The sequence below is a fragment of the Pseudocolwellia sp. G5-9 genome (assembly GCF_055808995.1).
On record NZ_CM147893.1, the window covers coordinates 2,812,076 to 2,833,713 of the forward strand.

Sequence of the window (21,638 nt, forward strand, 5' to 3'; positions counted from 1 at the left end):
ATCCAACAAGGTAAGAACCATGAGCTATCAAGAAGAATATAATCTATCAAGTAATGATCCTACTGCTTTCTGGAAAAAACAAGCTGACGATATACAGTGGATTAAAAAACCAAAAATAATATTGTCAAAAAATAATGATGGCAATTACCAATGGTTTGAAGATGGCAAACTCAATACTTCTTATCTCGCTTTGGATTATCATATAGAACAAGGCAACGGACATACGCTTGCTTTAATCTACGACTCACCGGTTACCAATACCAAACAACAATTTACCTATAATGAGCTAAAACACGAAGTTGCTAAATTTGCATCTGTACTAAAAAATAAAAATATAAAAAAAGGTGATCGTGTTTTAATTTACATGCCCATGATCCCTCAAGCTGCCATAGCTATGTTAGCTTGCGCAAGAATAGGCGCTATTCATTCGGTTGTGTTTGGTGGCTTTGCGCCACATGAATTAGCCATCAGGATAGATGATGCGCAACCTAAAGTTATTATTTCTGCTAGTTGCGGTGTAGAAATTACCAAAGTTATTCCTTATAAGCCTATGATCGATAAAGCAATTGACTTAGCTGACTTCAAACCCACTTCTTGCATCATTTTTCAACGGGACTTAATCGAGGCTAACTTAATTGATGGCAGAGACTACTCATGGTCTAAGTTAATGGAAAATGCAATAGAAGCCGAACCTGTAGCAGTAAATGCCACTGATCCTCTCTATATTCTCTACACATCGGGAACAACAGGTAAACCTAAAGGTGTTGTGCGCGATAATGGCTCACATGCCGTTGCAATGAAATACAGTATGAAAGCTATATACGATATTAATAAAGGCGAAGTATTTTGGGCTGCTTCAGATGTAGGCTGGGTTGTTGGACATTCATATATCGTCTACGCACCATTAATAGCGGGCTGTACAACCGTTCTTTTTGAAGGTAAACCAGTATTCACTCCTGATGCTGGAACATTCTGGCGAGTTTGCGAAGAATATAAGGTAAAAGCATTATTTAGCGCTCCAACGGCTTTCAGAGCAATATGTAAAGAAGACCCTAATGCTGACCTCATTCACCAATATGATTTATCTAAATTAGAACGCTTATATCTAGCTGGAGAACGTTTAGACCCCGCCACTTACGAATGGTTAAAAAATAAAACTAAACTACCTGTAATTGACCATTGGTGGCAAACCGAAACAGGCTGGGCAATAGCTTCAATCCCTTATGGTATAGAACAAAAAACAACTAAATCAGGGTCAGCTGGATTAGCAACTCCTGGATATAATATAAAAGTAGTTGATGGTTCAGGTAATGAATTAACGAAAGGCGAAGAAGGAAATATAGCGATTAAATTACCTTTACCTCCTGGCTGTTTATCAACTATTTGGAAAAATGCAGATAGATTTAAAGATGGCTATCTAAAGGCTTTCCCTGGTTATTATGTTACAGGCGATAGTGGTTATATAGATAGCGAAAATTATTTATACATTATGGGTCGCACAGACGACATTATTAACGTTGCAGGTCATAGAATGTCGACTGGAGAGATGGAAGAAGTCATCTCAAATCATTTTGCGATTGCAGAATGTGCAGTTATTGGAGGCCATTGTCCTATAAAAGGTCAAATTCCTACTGCATTAGTGGTAGTTAAAAATAATATTAGTTTATCTAACGCTGATCTAGAACTAGAGCTAAAACAAGCAATACGAGAACAAATTGGGCCTATCGCAAGCCTAAAAGCAGTGTATATAGTGGAACGATTACCTAAAACAAGATCGGGAAAAATATTAAGAAAAACCATAAGACAAATTGTCGATGGCGAAGAATATCAAATGCCTTCAACCATCGATGATCCTAATGTCTTAGACGAGTTGCAACTATTATTAAGCGCGGCATAAACATAATATTTTAAACTGAATTTAACAATGACAGTGGATGTCAGGTTATTTTTTTAACGATAACTTATTACGCGTTTGAGACTTTTTAGAAGAAGCTGATTTCTTAGAAGTAAATTTTAGTGCTTTGGTATCTACTTTAGTCATTATTTTGGTTTCATCTTCGACTTTAAAATCAGCTTTAGGAGCTGAAGTATCTCTAGCCGTTTTCGATGATCCAGCCACTGCAGAATTAATCTCATTCATTTCAGATGTTGAAAGATAACGCCATTCACCACTTTTAAGATCACCTAATTCAACACTCATAATACGAGAACGTTTAAGAGTTTGAACTTCGTAATCTAAATATTCACACATGCGGCGAATTTGTCTGTTCAATCCTTGGGTTAGTATGATTTTAAATACATACTTACTCACTACAGTGACAATACAAGGTTTACTTATAGTACCCAGTATAGGAACACCTTTAGACATTCGTTCAATAAACCTCTCACTGATAGGTTTATCAACACTCACAATATATTCTTTGTCGTGAGCATTCTCTGCTCTTAAAATTTTGTTAACTATATCTCCGTCACTTGTCAGAAATATCAAACCCTCTGAAGGTTTATCTAAACGCCCGATAGGGAAAATTCTTTTTTTATGACCAATAGCATCAATAATGTTGCCACGAACATGAGATTCAGTAGTACAAGTAATTCCAACAGGTTTATTATAAGCAATATAGATACGGTCAGATTTATTTTTAGCAACTTGTTCAACGATATGGCCATTTACACGAACTTCGTCATGAGAGGCAACCTTGGTACCTAATTCAGGTATTTTTCCATTGATAGTTACACGACCTTTCTCGATAAGTTTATCCGCCTCTCGTCTTGAACAGAAACCAGAATCACTAATATATTTATTGAGGCGCTTTAGATCTTCAGACACAAACAAACCTTTAAGAAAAAAATCAAAAACATATTATACATCAGTTACAACATAAGTAGAGAAAGTTATATACACGTTACCAATCAAGCGCTTCTTCGATGGGCCTAAAAACAATGTATGTTCGACCTTGGAACGACTGCTGCAATGTTTAACACCAGACAGCAAAAAGCCCGACTCTTTCGAATCGGGCTTTTCTTAATGAGAAGCCTAGCAATGTCCTACTCTCACATGGGAACTCCCACACTACCATCGGCGCTAATGCATTTCACTTCTGAGTTCGGAATGGGATCAGGTGGGTCTACATCGCTATTGTCGCTAGACAAAAAAGGTCAATCTTGAAAGCCTTTCAACAAAAATTATTTTCATTGAACTATAAATACGTTTTAATCTCTTATTCGCACATGTGTACGTGTCACTCATAGAGTGTGTCAAACTTCATACAAAACTATTTAGGTGTTGTATGGTTAAGCCTCACGGGCAATTAGTATCAGTTAGCTCAAGGCCTCACAACCCTTACACACCTGACCTATCAACGTTGTAGTCTCCAACGACCCTTTAGGGAGCTTAAAGCTCCAGTGAGAACTCATCTCAAAGCCTGTTTCCCGCTTAGATGCTTTCAGCGGTTATCAGTTCCGAACGTAGCTACCGGGCAATGCTATTGGCATAACAACCCGAACACCAGCGGTTCGTCCACTCCGGTCCTCTCGTACTAGGAGCAGCCCTCTTCAATTCTCAAACGCCCACGGCAGATAGGGACCGAACTGTCTCACGACGTTCTAAACCCAGCTCGCGTACCACTTTAAATGGCGAACAGCCATACCCTTGGGACCGACTTCAGCCCCAGGATGTGATGAGCCGACATCGAGGTGCCAAACACCGCCGTCGATATGAACTCTTGGGCGGTATCAGCCTGTTATCCCCGGAGTACCTTTTATCCGTTGAGCGATGGCCCTTCCATACAGAACCACCGGATCACTATGACCTACTTTCGTACCTGCTCGACGTGTCTGTCTCGCAGTTAAGCTGGCTTATGCCATTGCACTAACCGTACGATGTCCGACCGTACTTAGCCAACCTTCGTGCTCCTCCGTTACTCTTTGGGAGGAGACCGCCCCAGTCAAACTACCCACCAGACAGTGTCCCCAAGCCCGATGAGGGCCCTAGGTTAGAACATCACGCATACAAGGGTGGTATTTCAAGGTTGGCTCCAACACATCTGGCGACGCATCTTCAAAGCCTCCCACCTATCCTACACATGTAGGAGCAATGTTCACTGTCAAGCTATAGTAAAGGTTCACGGGGTCTTTCCGTCTAGCCGCGGGTATACGGCATCTTAACCGCAATTTCAATTTCACTGAGTCTCGGGTGGAGACAGTGTGGCCATGATTACGCCATTCGTGCAGGTCGGAACTTACCCGACAAGGAATTTCGCTACCTTAGGACCGTTATAGTTACGGCCGCCGTTTACCGGGGCTTCGATCATGAGCTTCGCAGAGCTAACCCAATCAATTAACCTTCCGGCACCGGGCAGGCGTCACACCGTATACGTCATCTTTCGATTTTGCACAGTGCTGTGTTTTTAATAAACAGTTCCAGCCACCTGGTTACTTCGACTCTCCTGTGCTTACTCCGCAAGGGATTCACACCAGAGAGCGTACCTTCTCCCGAAGTTACGGTACTATTTTGCCTAGTTCCTTCACCCGAGTTCTCTCAAGCGCCTTAGTATTCTCTACCTAACCACCTGTGTCGGTTTGGGGTACGGTTCCTATATATCTGAAGCTTAGAAGCTTTTCCTGGAAGCATGGCATCAATGACTTCATCTCCGTAGAGACTCGTCTCGACTCTCAGTGTTAACAGCAACCCGGATTTACCTAAGTCACCCACCTACAATCTTTCACACGGACTACCAACGCCGTGCTCACCTAGCCTACTCCGTCCCTCCTTCGCAATATATAGAAGTACAGAAATATTAATCTGTTTCCCATCGACTACGCGTTTCCGCCTCGCCTTAGGGGCCGACTTACCCTGCCCTGATTAACATGGGACAGGAAACCTTGGTCTTTCGGCGGGGGAGTTTTTCACTCCCCTTATCGTTACTCATGTCAGCATTCGCACTTCTGATACCTCCAGCATGCTTTACAACACACCTTCAACGGCTTACAGAACGCTCCCCTACCACTTGAACCTAAGTTCAAATCCGCAGCTTCGGTGACTAGTTTAGCCCCGTTACATCTTCCGCGCAGACCGACTCGACTAGTGAGCTATTACGCTTTCTTTAAAGGATGGCTGCTTCTAAGCCAACCTCCTAGCTGTCTATGCCTTTCCACATCGTTTCCCACTTAACTAGTACTTTGGGACCTTAGCTGGCGGTCTGGGTTGTTTCCCTCTTCACAACGGACGTTAGCACCCGTAGTGTGTCTCCCGCATATCACTCATTGGTATTCGGAGTTTGCAAAGGGTTGGTAAGTCGGGATGACCCCCTAGCCTTAACAGTGCTCTACCCCCAATGGTGTTCGTGCGAGGCTCTACCTAAATAGATTTCGGGGAGAACCAGCTATCTCCCGGCTTGATTAGCCTTTCACTCCGACCCACAAGTCATCACCGCATTTTTCAACATACGTGTGTTCGGTCCTCCAGTTGATGTTACTCAACCTTCAACCTGCCCATGGGTAGATCGCCGGGTTTCGGGTCTATACCTTGCAACTAAACGCGCAGTTAACACTCGCTTTCGCTACGGCTCCCCTATTCGGTTAACCTTGCTACAAAATATAAGTCGCTGACCCATTATACAAAAGGTACGCAGTCACCCGACTAAATCGGGCTCCCACTGCTTGTACGTATGCGGTTTCAGGTTCTATTTCACTCCCCTCACAGGGGTTCTTTTCGCCTTTCCCTCACGGTACTGGTTCACTATCGGTCAGTTAGGAGTATTTAGCCTTGGAGGATGGTCCCCCCATGTTCAGTCAACGTTTCACGTGTGCCGACCTACTCGATTTCATGGTAAGTTTATTTTCGTGTACGGGGCTATCACCCTGTATCGCTCTACTTTCCAGTAGATTCCACTAACTTACAAACCACTTAAGGGCTAATTCGCGTTCGCTCGCCGCTACTAACGAAATCTCGGTTGATTTCTTTTCCTCGGGGTACTTAGATGTTTCAGTTCTCCCGGTTCGCCTCGCTACCCTATGTATTCAGGTAGCGATACCCGCCTTACGACGGGTGGGTTTCCCCATTCGGATATCTTTGGCTATAACGGTTTTTATCACCTCACCAAAGCTTTTCGCAGATTAACACGTCCTTCATCGCCTCTAACTGCCAAGGCATCCACCACATACGCTTAGTCACTTAACCATACAACCCTAAATAGTCTCGAAAGAATATTAAGTACACCGTGGTGACTAAACCACAGTAATTGTAAAGTCTGACATTTTCACGCACACATTGTGTGTCTTGAATAAGAGTTGATATATTCTTACGAATATATCGGGTTGATAGCGTCTCCGAGGAGGAGCCACTATCACCATCATCACTTCCCGATAAAAGAAGTAACAATAGCTTGGTATTTATACGTTACAAACAACAGCGCGACACCGTTGAATGCTATATAAATACCGGTATTTATATCAGCTTTCCAGATTGTTAAAGAACTTAATCTCAGCACGCATTCGGCTAAAATTTTGGTTTGACCTCCACGGATGGAGGAAAATCCGAGAAACGTACGGAACGTTTCCGGTAAAAAACCAAATCTAAACCATCTCGTTAAACGTTGAGATACGTTAAATTTGGTCTCTATTCTTTCTTTGAAGAAGTATCCTACTGTAATTTACATTTTCACAAGGCCTTTAATGATGACGTTTAATCTTCTTTAAACGCTTTGTTAAATAACGCAGTAGAAATTTAAATTGGTAGGTCTGGGCAGACTTGAACTGCCGACCTCACCCTTATCAGGGGTGCGCTCTAACCAGCTGAGCTACAGACCTATTGTATAGAATCCAAAGCTAGATGTTGGACTTCTTCTTTTTTGTTATCAGGCAATTTGTGTGAACACTCTTGGTACAGGATGTACCTGTGTCGATTAGCCACGGATGGCAAATAATCGACCTAAATAAATCTTATACCCATTAAAACGTTTTACTTCAAGATAAGGAGGTGATCCAACCCCAGGTTCCCCTAGGGTTACCTTGTTACGACTTCACCCCAGTCATGAATCACAAAGTGGTGACCGTCCTCCCGAAGGTTAAACTAGCCACTTCTTTTGCAACCCACTCCCATGGTGTGACGGGCGGTGTGTACAAGGCCCGGGAACGTATTCACCGTAGCATTCTGATCTACGATTACTAGCGATTCCGACTTCATGGAGTCGAGTTGCAGACTCCAATCCGGACTACGACAAGCTTTGTGGGATTCGCTCCACCTCGCGGTATTGCTGCCCTCTGTACTTGCCATTGTAGCACGTGTGTAGCCCATCCCGTAAGGGCCATGATGACTTGACGTCGTCCCCACCTTCCTCCGGTTTATCACCGGCAGTCTCCTTAGAGTTCTCGCCATTACGCGCTAGCAAATAAGGATAGGGGTTGCGCTCGTTGCGGGACTTAACCCAACATTTCACAACACGAGCTGACGACAGCCATGCAGCACCTGTCACTACTTTCCCGAAGGCACGAAACCATCTCTGGTAACTTAGTAGGATGTCAAGGGATGGTAAGGTTCTTCGCGTTGCATCGAATTAAACCACATGCTCCACCGCTTGTGCGGGCCCCCGTCAATTCATTTGAGTTTTAACCTTGCGGCCGTACTCCCCAGGCGGTCAACTTAGCGCGTTAGCTACGCCACCCACAGATCAAGTCTACAGACGGCTAGTTGACATCGTTTACGGCGTGGACTACCAGGGTATCTAATCCTGTTTGCTCCCCACGCTTTCGTGCCTCAGTGTCAGTATTTGTCCAGGTAGCCGCCTTCGCCACTGATGTTCCTTCCAATCTCTACGCATTTCACCGCTACACTGGAAATTCCACTACCCTCTACAATACTCTAGCTTGCCAGTTCAAAATGCAGTTCCCAGGTTGAGCCCGGGGCTTTCACATCTTGCTTAACAAACCACCTACGCACGCTTTACGCCCAGTAATTCCGATTAACGCTTGCACCCCTCGTATTACCGCGGCTGCTGGCACGAAGTTAGCCGGTGCTTCTTCTGCGAGTAACGTCACAGATGCAGAGTATTAGTCTACACCCTTTCCTCCTCGCTGAAAGTGCTTTACAACCCGAAGGCCTTCTTCACACACGCGGCATGGCTGCATCAGGCTTTCGCCCATTGTGCAATATTCCCCACTGCTGCCTCCCGTAGGAGTCTGGGCCGTGTCTCAGTCCCAGTGTGGCTGATCATCCTCTCAAACCAGCTAGAGATCGTCGCCTTGGTAAGCCTTTACCTTACCAACTAGCTAATCTCACTTGGGCTAATCAAATGGCGAAAGGTTCCGAAGAATCCCCTCCTTTGGTCCGTAGACGTTATGCGGTATTAGCAGTCGTTTCCAACTGTTGTCCCCCACCATTAGGCATATTCCCAAGCATTACTCACCCGTCCGCCGCTCGACGCCGAATAGCAAGCTATTCTCGTTTCCGCTCGACTTGCATGTGTTAAGCCTGCCGCCAGCGTTCAATCTGAGCCATGATCAAACTCTTCAATTATAAATCGTTTGTGCATCTTGCGATGCTGCTCAATGAATTCTGTCGTGTTACTAACCGAAGTCAGTAACTACATAAAACGTACAATCTAATCAAAGATTAAATTATACTTTTTTGTGTGACATCAACATAAGCTGTTTTACGTCTTTCTTATTACCTAAGTAATAAAACCGACTATGTAAAATCAATCTTAATGTGAGTGTTCACACAAATTGCATGATAACTAATTTTTAAAGAAAGGCTTCTTTTTATAAAAGAAGCAAGAGGTTAATCGCATTCGTTAAGCTCTTGTGCTGCAGGCCTTGCCTGAAGCGAGATGCGCATTCTACGCGTCTCAGTTTTGATGTCAACAACTTTTTGAAATTCTTTTTAAAAGATTTTAAAAGTTATCTTTCGTTTAATTCGTCAATTAAGCCTAACTAAACCTATCAAAACGTCCACTTCGCTGTCCTTATTCTGTGAACTCAGTATTTCCTATACTTACCTTCTCTGGGTTTCCCTGAAGAAGTGGAGCGCATTCTAACGATCTTTTCTGTCCACGCAAGCTTTTTTTGTTCTTTTTTCTCTTTTTTCGTTTGTTTGATTTATATTTGAACTATTTGATTATTTATGAGACTAACCTTGTAGGATCTTTGATTATCCTGTAAATTTTATGGTGTAGATAATCTGAAAGTTTTACGAAAAAATAATGGAATGTTTATTTAGCTTTAGGTTCATTTATAGTGTTATTCACATAGTTAATAGGCATTAATAATGAAATATGTTTTTATTTTATCGTTGTTCAGTTTTATTAGTATAAGTAGTTTCGCCAAGGAAGACGTATCATCAAAACAAGAATTGTTTATAACTCAATTAATAAATCAACAAACTAAGCAGCAAATATCGCTTCGAAAAAGTATAAGTTCAATTTTAACCCGTTACCCTGAACAAATAGATAAAGTATTAAGCTCTGCTTTAACTCTTCACCCAGCAGAATACAAACAGATTATGTTAGGTGCTTTAGATGCTGAACCTGTAAATGCTTGTAATGTGGTTGAGCATTTTTTAAACAAAGATATTGCATCAAGTACTGAGTTAGTAAAAATAGTGGTAGAAGCTGAGCCAGCTTATGCGCAAGAAATATTAAATACAGCTGCGTTGCATGATCCTGACAATTTAGAACAACTTGTTAGAGTTACAATTCAAACAGAGCCCCTTCATCCTAGAGCTATTTTGTCAAATACAATGACTAGCTTTCCTGATCGAATGGTTGATGTTTTATCTGGCTTAATAAAAGCAATCCCTGAAAAAGTATCTAAATGGGTTTCTTATACCTTCCTATTATTCCCTGATAGCGGAGAGCAAATTGTTTCAACTGCTGTAAGTTCTACAAATGAAAGCCATAACCAAGCAATTGTTAACGCTGCTGTAAATGCCGGCTTAGATAAAGATTTAGCTTTCTCTGCTGCTGTTGATGGCGGAGCACCTATTGAATCGTTAGCACAGCAAAAATAGATACCTATATAGTACAACTCAATATGAAAACATAAAAAAGCCAAGAATTATTCTTAATGCCGATCAGTTAAGAAATGTTTAACGATCCATTGACCGATCTTCTGGTTAGTATATAAAGGCTTCTGAATTTATTCAGGAGCCTTTTCTTTTGCAACTCTCTACTGCCTTATCACAAGTTTCACAAAATAGTTTTACTGAATTTACAGGATTAAGTGAATTATTAGACCCAAGCATCGTTGATGAAGCGTTGGCTCAGTCAGGTATTGCGACCATAAGGAAGCGCAAGCTTCCTATGGAGCAAATGGTGTGGGCTGTTATTGGTATGGCTTTATTTCGTAAAATGTCTATCCGCCAATTAGTTAATCAGCTTGATATCATTCTACCTAACGGTGACCCCTATGTTGCACCTAGTGCCGTAACACAAGCAAGAAAGAAACTTGGTCATAAAGCAATAGAATCTATTTTTAATAAAACACAATCGCTATGGCATGAGGAGTCTACTCACCCCACATGGTGTGGATTGACACTATTAGGTGTTGATGGCGTTGTATGGCGAACACCTGACTCAAAAGAAAATAATGAATATTTTGCACGTACAGGAAACTCTCATGGCAAGGCAAGTTACCCCCAAGTGCGCATGGTATGCCAGATGGAATTAACAAGTCATTTATTAACACAAAGTGCTTTTGATAGTGTTGATATTAACGAAATGAAATTAGCTGGCTCGCTAGTTGAAACAACACCAGATCATAGCTTGACACTATTTGATAGAGGCTTCTACTCGCTTGGATTACTTTATCGTTGGCAATCCACGAGAATATCACGTCATTGGCTGATACCGCTAAAAAAGAACGTACAATATGACATTGTTCGTTCATTAGGACGCCAAGATAAAATAGTTCGTTTAACCGCCTGTCCCCAAGCACGAAAGAAGTTTCCTGAATTACCTGAATCAATTGAAGCTCGATTAGTATCGAGAAAGGTTAATGGTAAAGCGTGCGAAGTGTTAACGTCTATGACGGATGCAATGAAGTTTCCTGTCGCTGATATTGTCGATTTATACGGACATCGGTGGGAAATAGAACTTGGTTTTAGAGAAATGAAGCAGTCACTACTTGATAGCCAATTTACCTTGCGTAGTAATCAACCTGAGCTTATAAAACAAGAGTTGTGGGGGATATTACTCGCTTATAATCTGATCCGTTATCAAATGGTATTAATGGCGAAGTCACTCGATTCAATACATCCAAACCAATTAAGTTTTCATGGTGCTTCAATGCACATAATTTATCAACTGACTATGTTGCCATTTTGTTCGCCAGGAAATGTGTCAAAATTTGTTATGGATATAACCAAAAGTGCCAAACAGTTTGTATTGCCAGCACGTAGAGAGCGGAGTTATCCGCGAGAATTGAAGTGTTCTAAGAATAGGTACCCTGTTAAAAAAAGAAATGCCGCTCACCTTAAGTGAACGGCATTAAGAATTATTCTTGGCTTTTTAATTTTTGATCACTTATTGCTATAGCTAATTGAGTAAATATTAACCTAACCGTTTTGTTCTCTTTCAATAGCACGGTAAGCAATGTCAGTTCTGAATTGAACATCTTTCCACGAGATTTGATTTAATAACGTGTAAGCTTTCTCTTGTGCTTCAGTTACTGTATTACCTAAAGCAGTTGCACATAATACACGTCCACCATTAGTCACTACATTACCATCAACTAAAGATGTACCTGCATGAAAAGTTTTTGCATCGTCAGCTTTGTTAACCTCTAAACCTGAGATCACATCACCTTTATTATAACTTGCTGGATATCCACCTGCGGCAAGAACAACACCTACAGCCGCTCGTTCATCAAAAGAAATAGTCGCTGTATCTAATTTACCATTACATGCCAGTATACATAATTCGGCAAGATCTGATTGTAAGCGCATCATGATAGGTTGAGTTTCGGGATCACCAAAACGACAATTATATTCAATAACATTAGGAGTGCCATTTGCATCAATCATCAAACCTGCATATAAAAAACCTGTATATGGAGCACCTTCTTTTGCCATACCCTCAACGGTTGGATAAATAACTTCATTCATAATTCGATTATGAATTTCAGGCGTTACCACTGGCGCTGGAGAATAAGCTCCCATACCACCTGTGTTTGGACCTTTATCTTCATTGTAGGCACGTTTATGATCTTGGCTAGTAGCAAATGCTAATACATTTTTACCATCAACCATTACGATGAAACTTGCTTCTTCACCTTCTAAAAACTCTTCAATAACAACTCTATGTCCAGCATCACCAAAAGCATTACCCGCTAACATATCTTTGATAGCGTCTTCTGCTTCTTCTAATGTTAAAGCAACGATTACACCTTTACCTGCTGCTAAACCATCCGCTTTTACAACAATTGGAGCGCCCTGCTTTCTAACATAAGCTAAAGCAGGTTCAATTTCGGTGAAATTTTCGTAATAGCCTGTTGGAATATTGTTACGTGCAAGGAAATCTTTAGTAAATGCTTTAGAACCTTCTAATTGCGCCGCTTTTGCACTTGGACCAAAGATTGTTAAACCTTCCGCTTGAAAAGCATCTACTACACCATCAACCAAAGGTTGTTCTGGACCAACAATAGTTAAAGCAATATTATTTTTTTTAGCAAAAGCAACTAAACCAGCTGTGTTGTCAGAAGAAATGTTAATGTTTTCTAATTTATCTTCTGTTGCTGTTCCTGCATTACCTGGAGCCACAAATACTTTTTCTATATTTGCTGATTGTGCCGTTTTCCACGCTAATGCATGTTCACGACCACCACTACCTATTACTAAAACATTCATTTACTCTTATTTCCTAGTGTTTAAAAAAATTAACTAAGTGGCACTATAATTTAGTACCACTTAAAATATGTTAATTTATTTTATAAATTTTAAAGTCATGCGATCGCTTTCGCCAATCGCTAAATATTTTTCTTTATCTTCATCACCCAATCTTAATACGGGCGGTAAAGTCCAAACTCCCTTAGGATGCTTGGCTGAATCTTTTGGATTTGCGTTAATATCGCTACTATCAGCTAAAGTGAAACCTGCTTCTAATGCTAATTTTACCGCTAATGCTTCAGGAAAGTAACCGCTGCCCATATTTTCTGAAAAGTTTTGATTTTCAGGCATACGATGTTCAACTACACCAAGTACACCACCTTTTTTTAACGCGGTATAAGCATCTTTAAAAACCTGTAAAGTACCGTCTTCTTTCCAGTTATGTAAATTACGGAAAGTAAGTACTAAATCAGCAGTACCTTTCGGTGCTAATGTACTTGCTTTTCTTGGTACAAAATTAGTTAATTCAACTTCGCTGTAAATATCATTACTTGCTAATTTTTGCTCTAGTTTTTTACGCGAATTACTATAGTAGTTATCTTCACCCGTATCAGGGTAATGAGCACCATATAGTTTACCCTTACCTTTTAAGGCAGGCGCTAAAATTTCAGTGTACCAACCACCACCAGGAGTAATTTCAACTACCGTCATTGATGAATTAAAACCAAAAAACTCTAAGGTTTCTTTTGGATGGCGATATATGTCACGTGCTTTATTTTTATCTGAACGTTGATCACTCGCAATGGCTTGCGTTAATTGAGAAGGTTCTGGAGTTGCTGATGCACAAGCTGTTAATAAACTTGTTGAAATGATTGAAGCAGTGAGTAATTTTGTAAGTGTTGTCATTATTATTATCTTCCGTTAACTAAAAGTTAAATATAAAAATTAGTTATAACAGACTTTAATGAATATGAGCAGTACATTAAATACTAACTCATTGATTAAAAATAATATTTAATCTTTATAAAATTGTAAAAAAATATATCATGTAAAACATGCTATTTTTCAACTTTATTGAAAGCAAAGCAGTATGTTAATACTGCTTTGCTAAACAATGCTTACAGCTTAGTGTCTAAAGTGACGCATGCCTGTAAATACCATTGCGATACCGTGCTCATCTGCAGCAGCGATAACTTCGTCATCACGCATTGAACCACCCGGTTGGATCACAGCGGTAATACCTGCTTCAGCTGCGGCATCTAAACCATCGCGGAATGGGAAAAATGCATCAGATGCCATAACAGAACCTTTTACTTCTAAGTTCTCATCAGCTGCTTTAATACCTGCTACTTTAGCAGAATATACGCGACTCATTTGGCCTGCACCAACACCAATAGTTGAGCTGTTTTTAACGTAAACAATAGCGTTAGATTTAACAAATTTTGCTACTTTCCAGCAAAATTGTAGATCACGCATTTCGTCTTCTGTTGGTTGACGCTTAGTAACAACTTTTAAGTCGCTCGCTGCAACACGTCCTTGATCTCTATCTTGAACTAGCAAGCCACCGTTAACACGTTTGTAATCAACACCCGTAGTTTTAGTATCCCATTGACCACATTCTAATAAACGAACGTTAGGTTTAGCAGCAACAATTTGAGCGGCTGCTTCAGAAATACTTGGAGCGATAATGACTTCAACAAATTGGCGAGAAACAATAGCTTCTGCTGTGTCAGCGTCTAATTCGCGGTTAAATGCGATAATGCCACCAAAAGCTGATGTAGGATCAGTAACATAAGCGCCTTCATATGCAGCTAAAAGGTTATCACCAATAGCAACACCACAAGGGTTTGCATGTTTAACAATAACACAGGCAGGCTCGTCAAATTCTTTAACACATTCTAATGCTGCATCGGTATCAGCAATATTGTTGTATGAAAGTGCTTTACCTTGAATTTGGTTTGCTGTTGAAACTGATGCTTCTTCAGGATTTGCTTCAACATAAAAAGCAGCATCTTGATGTGAGTTTTCACCGTAGCGTAAATCTTGTTTTTTAATAAACTGACTATTTACAGTACGTGGGAATTTATTGCGGTTTGAAAATGAAACATCTTTGTCGTCTGAATTATACGCTGGTAACATTTTACCAAAGTAATTTGCGATCATTCCATCGTAAGCTGCAGTATGTTCATAAGCGGCAATCGCTAAATCAAAACGTGTTTGATACGTTAATGAATCATTGTTTGCATCCATTTCAGCTAAAACACGTGCATAATCTTGAGCATTAACAACAATAGTTACATCTTTATGGTTTTTAGCTGCTGCACGAACCATTGTAGGACCGCCAATATCGATATTTTCGATAGCGTTTTCTAAACTACAATTCTCATCACTTACTGCATCAGCAAAAGGATAAAGGTTTACTACAACAATATCGATAGCACTAATATCGTTTTCAGCCATAACTGTTTCATCAATTCCACGACGAGCTAAAATGCCACCATGAACTTTTGGATGAAGTGTTTTTACACGACCGTCCATAATTTCAGGATGTCCTGTGTAATTTGAAACTTCAGTAACTTGGATGCCATTATCTGCTAATAGCTTTGCAGTTCCGCCTGTTGATAAAATATCAACACCTTTACCTGCTAAACTTCTAGCGAAATCTACAATACCTGTTTTGTCAGACACACTTAATAGTGCGCGTTTTATTGGGCGAGGGGTGTCCATTGCTGTTTTGTTTACCTTTAATAGGGTAACTATATAACGAGAGTATTAATGAAATCGTTTAGTTACATGTTACTCAAAATAAAATTTAAAATCGTTTGAAGTAAAATAAAAAAGCACCCGAGGGTGCTTTTTAGTGGCAGGCTAAACCTGCCATAATTTTTAATTCATGCCGTATTTTTTTAACTTCTTACGTAAAGTACCACGATTGATACCTAGTAAGTTTGCAGCACGTGTTTGGTTACCGCGAGTATATTGCATTACTTCTTCAAGCATTGGCGCTTCAATTTCAGATAGTACAAGGTCGTACATATCATCAACATCATTTCCGTTTAACTGAGACAGATAATTTTTGATCGCTATTTTAGCTTGTGTACGTAAAGGCGATGCCTTTGTCTGAGTTTGTAAATCACCAGTAATAAATGGAGAGGAAATATTTTGTTCAAACATAAAGTTGAGACTCTTTCTAAGTTAAATTATCAAAATACATATTCAATGATGAGAGCTGTTCATTTACAGACTCTAAACCATTAAAAATAGAACGAAACTGTTTATCTGGGTCGCGCGTCTGCATATACCAAGATACGTGTTTACGAGCAAATCTTACGCCCATAAAATCACCGTAAAAATTGTGTAAATCATTTACATGCTCGATAATCACCGAACGTACCTCATCCATTGAGGGAGCCGGCAAATGCTGGCCCGTAACCAAGAAATGATTAATTTCTCGAAATATCCAAGGATTTCCTTGAGCACCTCGGCCAACCATAATTGCATCGGCATTGGTGTATTCTAGTACTTGCTTAGCTTTTTCAACTGTCGTGATATCACCATTTGCAACTACAGGAATAGAAACAGAAGCCTTAATTGCCTTAATGGTGTCGTATTCCGCATCACCTTTATAAAAGTCGTTACGAGTACGTCCATGAACAGCCAATGATTGAATACCATGTTGTTCAGCAATTTTTGCTATTTCTATTCCGTTACGAGTATCTTCACACCAACCAGTGCGAATTTTTAGCGTTACTGGAACATCAACGGCTTGGACAACAGATTTAATAATTTGTTCTACCAAGTTTGGTTCTTTCAATAACGCTGAACCCGCTAATTTTTTATTTACCTTTTTAGCTGGGCATCCCATATTAATATCAATAATTTGGGCGCCGTTATCAGCATTAACTTTTGCCGCATGTGCCAGTTCTTCAGGATCCGAACCTGCAATTTGCACTGAACGAATACCTGTTTCACTATTACTTACCAGCCGACGTTTAGACTTTTCGGTATCCCATACTTTAGGGTTTGCTGACACCATTTCTGATACCGCTAACCCTGCTCCCATTTGACAACATAATTGCCTAAAAGGTTGATCAGTAATCCCCGCCATTGGCGCTAAAATTACATTGTTTGATAATTGGTATGGACCTATCTTCACGTTGCTGCTTTTTTGAGCTACTCGTCAAAAGGGCGCTAAGTTTACGCGTTTTTTTTACGATTGGAAAGGATATAAATTGAACAAAATAGACTTTTTTTTGTGTTTTTATTATTGACTTTTTGTAAAGCGCTGATGTGAGTAGTTTTCGTACAATATACAAACAAAAACTACTCACTAATTTATTTTATTTGGTTTTATTTTTTAGTGCCTGATAAACGAACCCACTCTTCTTTTACTTCCACAGGATCCATTTTGCACCATTGACCATATATTTCTTGAAGTGTTTGCGCTTGATCTTCTAATACACCTGATAAAGCAATCAGGCCATTTTCACCGACAAATTCAATAATAGTAGGCGCTAATTCACGTAGTGGACCCGCTAAAATATTTGCCACTACCACATCAGCTTTGAACTCAGGTTGATCTTTAGGTAAATACAATTCAAGCCTGTCTTCAACGTTATTACGTTTAGCGTTGGCTAAACTTGCTTGTAAAGCTTGTGGATCAATATCAATACCAATCACTTTACTTGCACCAAGTTTTAAAGCAGCAAGCGATAAAATGCCAGAACCACAACCAAAGTCGACAACAGTTTTTCCTGCTAAGTCTAAACTATCAAGCCATGTTAAACATAAAGCGGTTGTAGGGTGAGTACCTGTACCAAAAGCAAGGCCAGGATCTAACATAACATTAACGGCTTCAGGCTCAGGAACTTCTCGCCAGCTTGGACAAATCCATAAACGTTGACCAAATTTCATCGGATGAAAGTTATCCATCCATTCTCTTTCCCAATCTTTATCTTCAAGCTGTTCAAGTTTATATTTCAACGCTTCCTTATCAGGGTGTATGCTCTTTAAGTAAGCAACCACTTTATCCATGTCATGACTTGCTTCAAACAAGCCCATAACAACAGTGTTATTCCAATAGATAACCTCATCGCCGGGTAAAGGCTCATAAATAGGCGTATCTTTCTCATCAATAAAAGTAACGGCTTGTGCCCCACATGCACTTAACCAGTCACTATATTTTTCAGCTGTTTCTTCATTAGCATTTAATCTAAGCTGTACCCAAGGCATCTTAACTCTCAACTTTTATTTGTTGTTTAACTATTTTATATAGTTTAACACCCAAAGGTTAATACCAATACCAGCATCTGTTAAAGTAGTGAAAAAAATAGGAAACTAACATGTTAGATTTATTACCTGATTTATATGACCTATACCCTGAGCAATTGCATCTATCAGCGCCACTATTTAATAACTACGGAGCTAACACGATATTTTTTGGTGAAATAGTCACGGTAAGCTGCTTTAACGACAACTCAAAAGTAAAAGAATTGGTAGCCACCAATGGTATAGGTAAAGTGATGGTGGTTGATGGTAAAGCAAGTTTAACTAACGCTCTACTCGGTGACATGTTAGCAGAACAAGCCGTTAATAATGGCTGGCAAGGTATAGTTATTAACGGATGTATAAGAGATGCTGGCACTATAGCCACTCTACCGTTAGGCGTTAAAGCTTTAGGTTGTAATCCTATTAAAACTGACAAGTTAGGCCTTGGTGAAATTAACATTCCTGTTAGTTTTGCTGATACGCTATTTACCCCCGGCTATTATATTTACGGCGATGCTAACGGATTAGCCGTAAGCAAACATTTATTAACCCTATAAGATATGACTTATAAATTTTTTGAGTAACCCATGAAATACTTTCCTATATTTTTAGACGCAAAGCACATTAACGCCATAGTGATTGGCGGAGGCGATGTTGCAGCTCGTAAAATTGAATTACTGTTGAAAACAACAACTCGCATTACAGTTATGTCTGAACAACTATCGATTAGTGTTGAACGCTTAGTTAACACTCACCAACTTACATGGTTACAACACAACTATCGCGATGGATATTTAAAAAATTGTAACTTAGTTATTGCGGCAACAGACAATACCCAAGTAAACCAAGATGTCGCTAAGGAAGCCTTTGAACTAAAACTATTAACGAATGTGGTTGATCAACCTGAACTTTGTACTTATATAACGCCAGCGATTATAGATCGTGATCCCATGTTAATTGCTATGTCGAGCTCAGGTAGTGCACCAATATTATTAAGAATGTTACGTGAACAAATAGAAAAAACATTACCCGATGGGTACGGCAAGCTTGCTGATTTTTCACTTAAGTTTAGAGATCATGTAAAAGCACGTGTTAAAGGCATAAGAAATAGAAGAACATTCTGGGAAAACACTTTAAGAGGTTCTATAGGCCAGCTAATTTTAAGTGACGAAAGTAAAGAAGCCGAACAACAGCTCATCGCAAGCTTGAAAGAAAAAATAGCGCCTCCCAAAGGCGAAATAGTCTTTATTCACACCCTTAACGGTGACCCCGATAATTTAACGTTAAAAGCACATAGAGAATTACAATTTGCAGACGCTGTTTTTTATGATGAAACGGTGAATATTACGTTAATAGAATATGTTAGGCGTGATGCCGACAAATATCCGCAAGATATTGCAACATCCGTATTAATTAACTTTCAACATGCTTTAGATTTAGCAGAACAAGGACAAAAAGTGATTTATTTATTATCTGGACATCACCCACTACCTAAAAACAAAGCCTTATTACAAAGTAACATCACCTATAAAGAACTCAACTGCGGTAGTTAAGCCCAATAGATTTACATTTTTTTAACAAAAGTAAATCGATATATAACAATATATACTTTAAAGTGTTAAAATTAGTCTGTCGTTTAATATTAAAGGGAATACCTATGTTCGATCTTAAAAAAATTATTTCTGCTGCTATTTGTGCAGCTTCTGTTTTAGCTCTTTCTGCATGTAGTGAAGATGCATCTAAAACTGAACCTAAAAAAGCTGAAGCTTCTTTAACTGAAAGTGCTACAGATGCTAGTTCATCTGCAATGGATTCAGTAAAAGAAGTAAGTTCTGAAGTTATGGAATCAGCTAAAGAAGCAGGTGCTGAGGTTATGGAATCAGCTAAAGAAGCTGGTACTGAAGCATTAGAAGCAGGCTCTGACGCTATGGAATCGGCTAAAGAAGCTGGTTCTGAAGCTATGGATTCAGCTAAAGAAAAAGGTGCTGACTTAATGGACAGCGCTAAAGATAAAGCTGCTGAAGCGAAAGCAAAAGCTAAGGAAATGATGTCTGACGAAGGTTAATCTTCTTCAACATATAAAAAAACGGACTCAGGTCCGTTTTTTTTATAGTTAAAAACTTACCTTTTTATTAAAGCTGCTATCTGGAGATCCACTAAAAACAGTTTAGACACAGATTTTACATTTCAAGCACAATATAAATACAGACATCCATGTATGCAAGGCATTAAGTTTACGCCATGGTTATTCTCGGTAACTGCTCCTGCATTACCCTAATACCCTACATCCTGTAGGAAGCGGACTAAAGTATGCATTCTTTTTAGAGCCATCGAAGAAGCGCACCTTGATTGGTAACGATGAAATGGTCTCCTCCTAACGGCATCACAATGTGCCAAACTTAGTGTTGAAAATAAAGTTAACAGAAGAAGAGACCATTATGAATATTACAACAGTAGGTTTAGATATAGCAAAAAATGTTTTTCATTTTATCGGCTGTAATCAAGCAGGGAAAATAGTTAAAAAGAAAATGTTAAAAAGACGAGACGTGCTGGTATATTTTTCTCAATTACCGCCTTGCCTTGTTGCCTTGTTGCCTTGTTGCCATGGAAGCGTGTTCAGGTGCACATTATTGGACAAGAGAAATAACAAAATTAGGGCATAACGTGAAACAAATAGCCCCGCAACACGTTAAAGCTTTTTTAAGAGGTAATAAAAATGATTACAACGATGCCTTAGCTATTTGTGAAGCGTCGATGAAACCAGAAATGCGCTTTGTCAGCCCAAAAACACAAGAGCAGCAAGATATTCAAGCTTTGCATGTGTTAAGGAAGAAATGTGAACGAGACAGAACAGCAAACAGTAATGAAATTAGAGGTTTATTATCCGAATATGGTGTGGTGCTCCCGATAGGAATAAACCATGTATATAAAATGCTCCCTGAATTATTTGATAAAGAAAAAGAAAATAATTTAAGTGTGCTATTTAAAGAATTATTAGCACAACATTACCAAAAACTGACGGAATTAAGAGAGCACTTAACTTATTATACGAAAAAGATAAAAGTGTTAAGTAAAAGTGAAGAATGTCAGCGCTTGCAAAGCATTCCAGGGTTTGGTCCGATTGTATCGAGTGCTTTCTATCAACACGTAGGAAATGGAGCCGCCTATAAAAATGGACGTTGTGTTTCAGCTTCCATAGGGCTTGTACCCAAACAGCATAGCACGGGAGGAAAAGAGCGTTTACAAGGAATAAGTAAACGTGGAAATGCATATTTACGAACGTTATTAGTGCATGGAGCACGTTCAGTAGTCAGCAAGAACGAGGGTAAGAAAACGCCGTTAGCTAATTGGATAAGAAGGTTGGTCCTCACACAAGGGAAAAATAAAGCGACGGTAGCCTTAGCAAATAAATTAGCGCGTATAGGTTGGGTGATATTAAAAAAGGGAGGTTGTTATGATGGAGAGCTCGCCAGCTTCACTAACAACACTTGAATTAAATAAAAGTAATAAGTAGTAAAAGTTCAACCCTAAGAATTGCTAAATAAAGTGATAA

At 39.7% G+C, this 21,638-nt stretch carries 13 protein-coding genes, 1 tRNA gene, 3 rRNA genes and 1 pseudogene; 7 read left to right on the forward strand and 11 right to left on the reverse strand.

The window, feature by feature from the left end:
- The first annotated feature begins 19 nt into the window (after positions 1–19).
- Positions 20–1,897, forward strand: coding sequence for a propionyl-CoA synthetase (locus tag AC0L5Q_RS12145; protein ID WP_473608578.1), 1,878 nt, complete (start codon positions 20–22; stop codon positions 1,895–1,897).
- 45 nt (positions 1,898–1,942) lie between these two features.
- Here the strand turns inward: AC0L5Q_RS12145 and rluF are convergent, their stop codons facing one another.
- From rluF to AC0L5Q_RS12170, 5 genes are all read right to left on the reverse strand, one after another.
- The gene (rluF, locus tag AC0L5Q_RS12150; protein WP_473618299.1) at positions 1,943–2,794 is read right to left on the reverse strand and encodes a 23S rRNA pseudouridine(2604) synthase RluF; all 852 of its coding nucleotides are present in this window, start codon (positions 2,792–2,794) and stop codon (positions 1,943–1,945) included.
- Between the two features lie 238 nt (positions 2,795–3,032).
- Positions 3,033–3,147 (reverse strand): 5S ribosomal RNA (rrf, locus tag AC0L5Q_RS12155).
- 140 nt (positions 3,148–3,287) lie between these two features.
- Positions 3,288–6,178: ribosomal RNA gene (locus tag AC0L5Q_RS12160) — 23S ribosomal RNA — on the reverse strand.
- A 552-nt stretch (positions 6,179–6,730) separates the two neighbouring features.
- Positions 6,731–6,807 (reverse strand) — tRNA-Ile (locus AC0L5Q_RS12165).
- Positions 6,808–6,969: 162 nt separating this feature from the next.
- Positions 6,970–8,512: ribosomal RNA gene (locus AC0L5Q_RS12170) — 16S ribosomal RNA — on the reverse strand.
- Together the 16S, 23S and 5S rRNA genes with 1 tRNA gene alongside form the textbook arrangement of a ribosomal RNA operon.
- A 750-nt stretch (positions 8,513–9,262) precedes the next feature.
- Between AC0L5Q_RS12170 and AC0L5Q_RS12175 the strand changes: the two genes are divergently transcribed.
- The gene (locus AC0L5Q_RS12175) at positions 9,263–10,003 is read left to right on the forward strand and encodes a hypothetical protein (protein WP_473608581.1); all 741 of its coding nucleotides are present in this window, start codon (positions 9,263–9,265) and stop codon (positions 10,001–10,003) included.
- A 148-nt stretch (positions 10,004–10,151) separates the two neighbouring features.
- A complete protein-coding gene (locus AC0L5Q_RS12180; RefSeq protein WP_473608584.1) occupies positions 10,152–11,474 on the forward strand; it encodes an IS4 family transposase in 1,323 nt (440 codons plus the stop codon).
- A gap of 74 nt (positions 11,475–11,548) precedes the next feature.
- Here AC0L5Q_RS12180 and purD read toward each other — a convergent pair whose 3' ends face one another.
- The 6 genes from purD to prmA form a co-directional block, all read right to left on the reverse strand.
- Positions 11,549–12,838 (reverse strand): phosphoribosylamine--glycine ligase, encoded by a 1,290-nt coding sequence (gene purD, locus AC0L5Q_RS12185; RefSeq protein ID WP_473608588.1) that lies wholly within the window; start codon positions 12,836–12,838, stop codon positions 11,549–11,551.
- Positions 12,839–12,913: 75 nt separating this feature from the next.
- Positions 12,914–13,726 carry a class I SAM-dependent methyltransferase gene (locus AC0L5Q_RS12190; RefSeq protein WP_473618300.1) on the reverse strand — a complete coding sequence of 271 codons (813 nt, stop codon included), beginning with the start codon at positions 13,724–13,726 and terminating at the stop codon, positions 12,914–12,916.
- 216 nt (positions 13,727–13,942) lie between these two features.
- The gene (gene purH, locus AC0L5Q_RS12195) at positions 13,943–15,544 is read right to left on the reverse strand and encodes a bifunctional phosphoribosylaminoimidazolecarboxamide formyltransferase/IMP cyclohydrolase (RefSeq protein ID WP_473608592.1); all 1,602 of its coding nucleotides are present in this window, start codon (positions 15,542–15,544) and stop codon (positions 13,943–13,945) included.
- 159 nt (positions 15,545–15,703) lie between these two features.
- Entirely contained in the window at positions 15,704–15,991 is a 288-nt protein-coding gene (gene fis, locus AC0L5Q_RS12200; RefSeq protein WP_076419387.1) for a DNA-binding transcriptional regulator Fis, read from the reverse strand.
- A gap of 16 nt (positions 15,992–16,007) precedes the next feature.
- Complete coding sequence (gene dusB, locus AC0L5Q_RS12205; protein WP_473608598.1) at positions 16,008–16,973, reverse strand: tRNA dihydrouridine synthase DusB; 966 nt, start codon at positions 16,971–16,973, stop codon at positions 16,008–16,010.
- A gap of 194 nt (positions 16,974–17,167) precedes the next feature.
- Positions 17,168–18,049 carry a 50S ribosomal protein L11 methyltransferase gene (gene prmA, locus AC0L5Q_RS12210; RefSeq protein ID WP_473608602.1) on the reverse strand — a complete coding sequence of 294 codons (882 nt, stop codon included), beginning with the start codon at positions 18,047–18,049 and terminating at the stop codon, positions 17,168–17,170.
- A gap of 110 nt (positions 18,050–18,159) precedes the next feature.
- Between prmA and AC0L5Q_RS12215 the strand changes: the two genes are divergently transcribed.
- The 4 genes and pseudogenes from AC0L5Q_RS12215 (at position 18,160) to AC0L5Q_RS12230 (ending at position 21,577) form a co-directional block, all read left to right on the forward strand.
- Positions 18,160–18,642: a putative 4-hydroxy-4-methyl-2-oxoglutarate aldolase gene (locus tag AC0L5Q_RS12215; protein WP_473608606.1), complete on the forward strand. Its 483-nt coding sequence runs from the start codon at positions 18,160–18,162 to the stop codon at positions 18,640–18,642.
- A 30-nt stretch (positions 18,643–18,672) separates the two neighbouring features.
- Positions 18,673–19,638, forward strand: coding sequence for a precorrin-2 dehydrogenase/sirohydrochlorin ferrochelatase family protein (locus AC0L5Q_RS12220; RefSeq protein WP_473608611.1), 966 nt, complete (start codon positions 18,673–18,675; stop codon positions 19,636–19,638).
- A 104-nt stretch (positions 19,639–19,742) separates the two neighbouring features.
- Positions 19,743–20,150: a hypothetical protein gene (locus AC0L5Q_RS12225; protein ID WP_473608615.1), complete on the forward strand. Its 408-nt coding sequence runs from the start codon at positions 19,743–19,745 to the stop codon at positions 20,148–20,150.
- Between the two features lie 373 nt (positions 20,151–20,523).
- Positions 20,524–21,577: pseudogene (locus AC0L5Q_RS12230) on the forward strand (IS110 family RNA-guided transposase).
- Positions 21,578–21,638 lie beyond the last annotated feature (61 nt).

Excerpts from the sequence above, each read along its gene's own strand:
- fis (WP_076419387.1), bottom strand. The coding sequence starts at position 15,991 with ATGTTTGAACAAAATATTTCCTCTCCATTTATTACTGGTGATTTACAA.
- AC0L5Q_RS12220 (WP_473608611.1), top strand. The coding sequence starts at position 18,673 with ATGAAATACTTTCCTATATTTTTAGACGCAAAGCACATTAACGCCATA.
- purD (WP_473608588.1), bottom strand. The coding sequence starts at position 12,838 with ATGAATGTTTTAGTAATAGGTAGTGGTGGTCGTGAACATGCATTAGCG.
- AC0L5Q_RS12215 (WP_473608606.1), top strand. The coding sequence starts at position 18,160 with ATGTTAGATTTATTACCTGATTTATATGACCTATACCCTGAGCAATTG.
- purH (WP_473608592.1), bottom strand. The coding sequence starts at position 15,544 with ATGGACACCCCTCGCCCAATAAAACGCGCACTATTAAGTGTGTCTGAC.
- AC0L5Q_RS12225 (WP_473608615.1), top strand. The coding sequence starts at position 19,743 with ATGTTCGATCTTAAAAAAATTATTTCTGCTGCTATTTGTGCAGCTTCT.
- AC0L5Q_RS12175 (WP_473608581.1), top strand. The coding sequence starts at position 9,263 with ATGAAATATGTTTTTATTTTATCGTTGTTCAGTTTTATTAGTATAAGT.
- AC0L5Q_RS12145 (WP_473608578.1), top strand. The coding sequence starts at position 20 with ATGAGCTATCAAGAAGAATATAATCTATCAAGTAATGATCCTACTGCT.
- prmA (WP_473608602.1), bottom strand. The coding sequence starts at position 18,049 with ATGCCTTGGGTACAGCTTAGATTAAATGCTAATGAAGAAACAGCTGAA.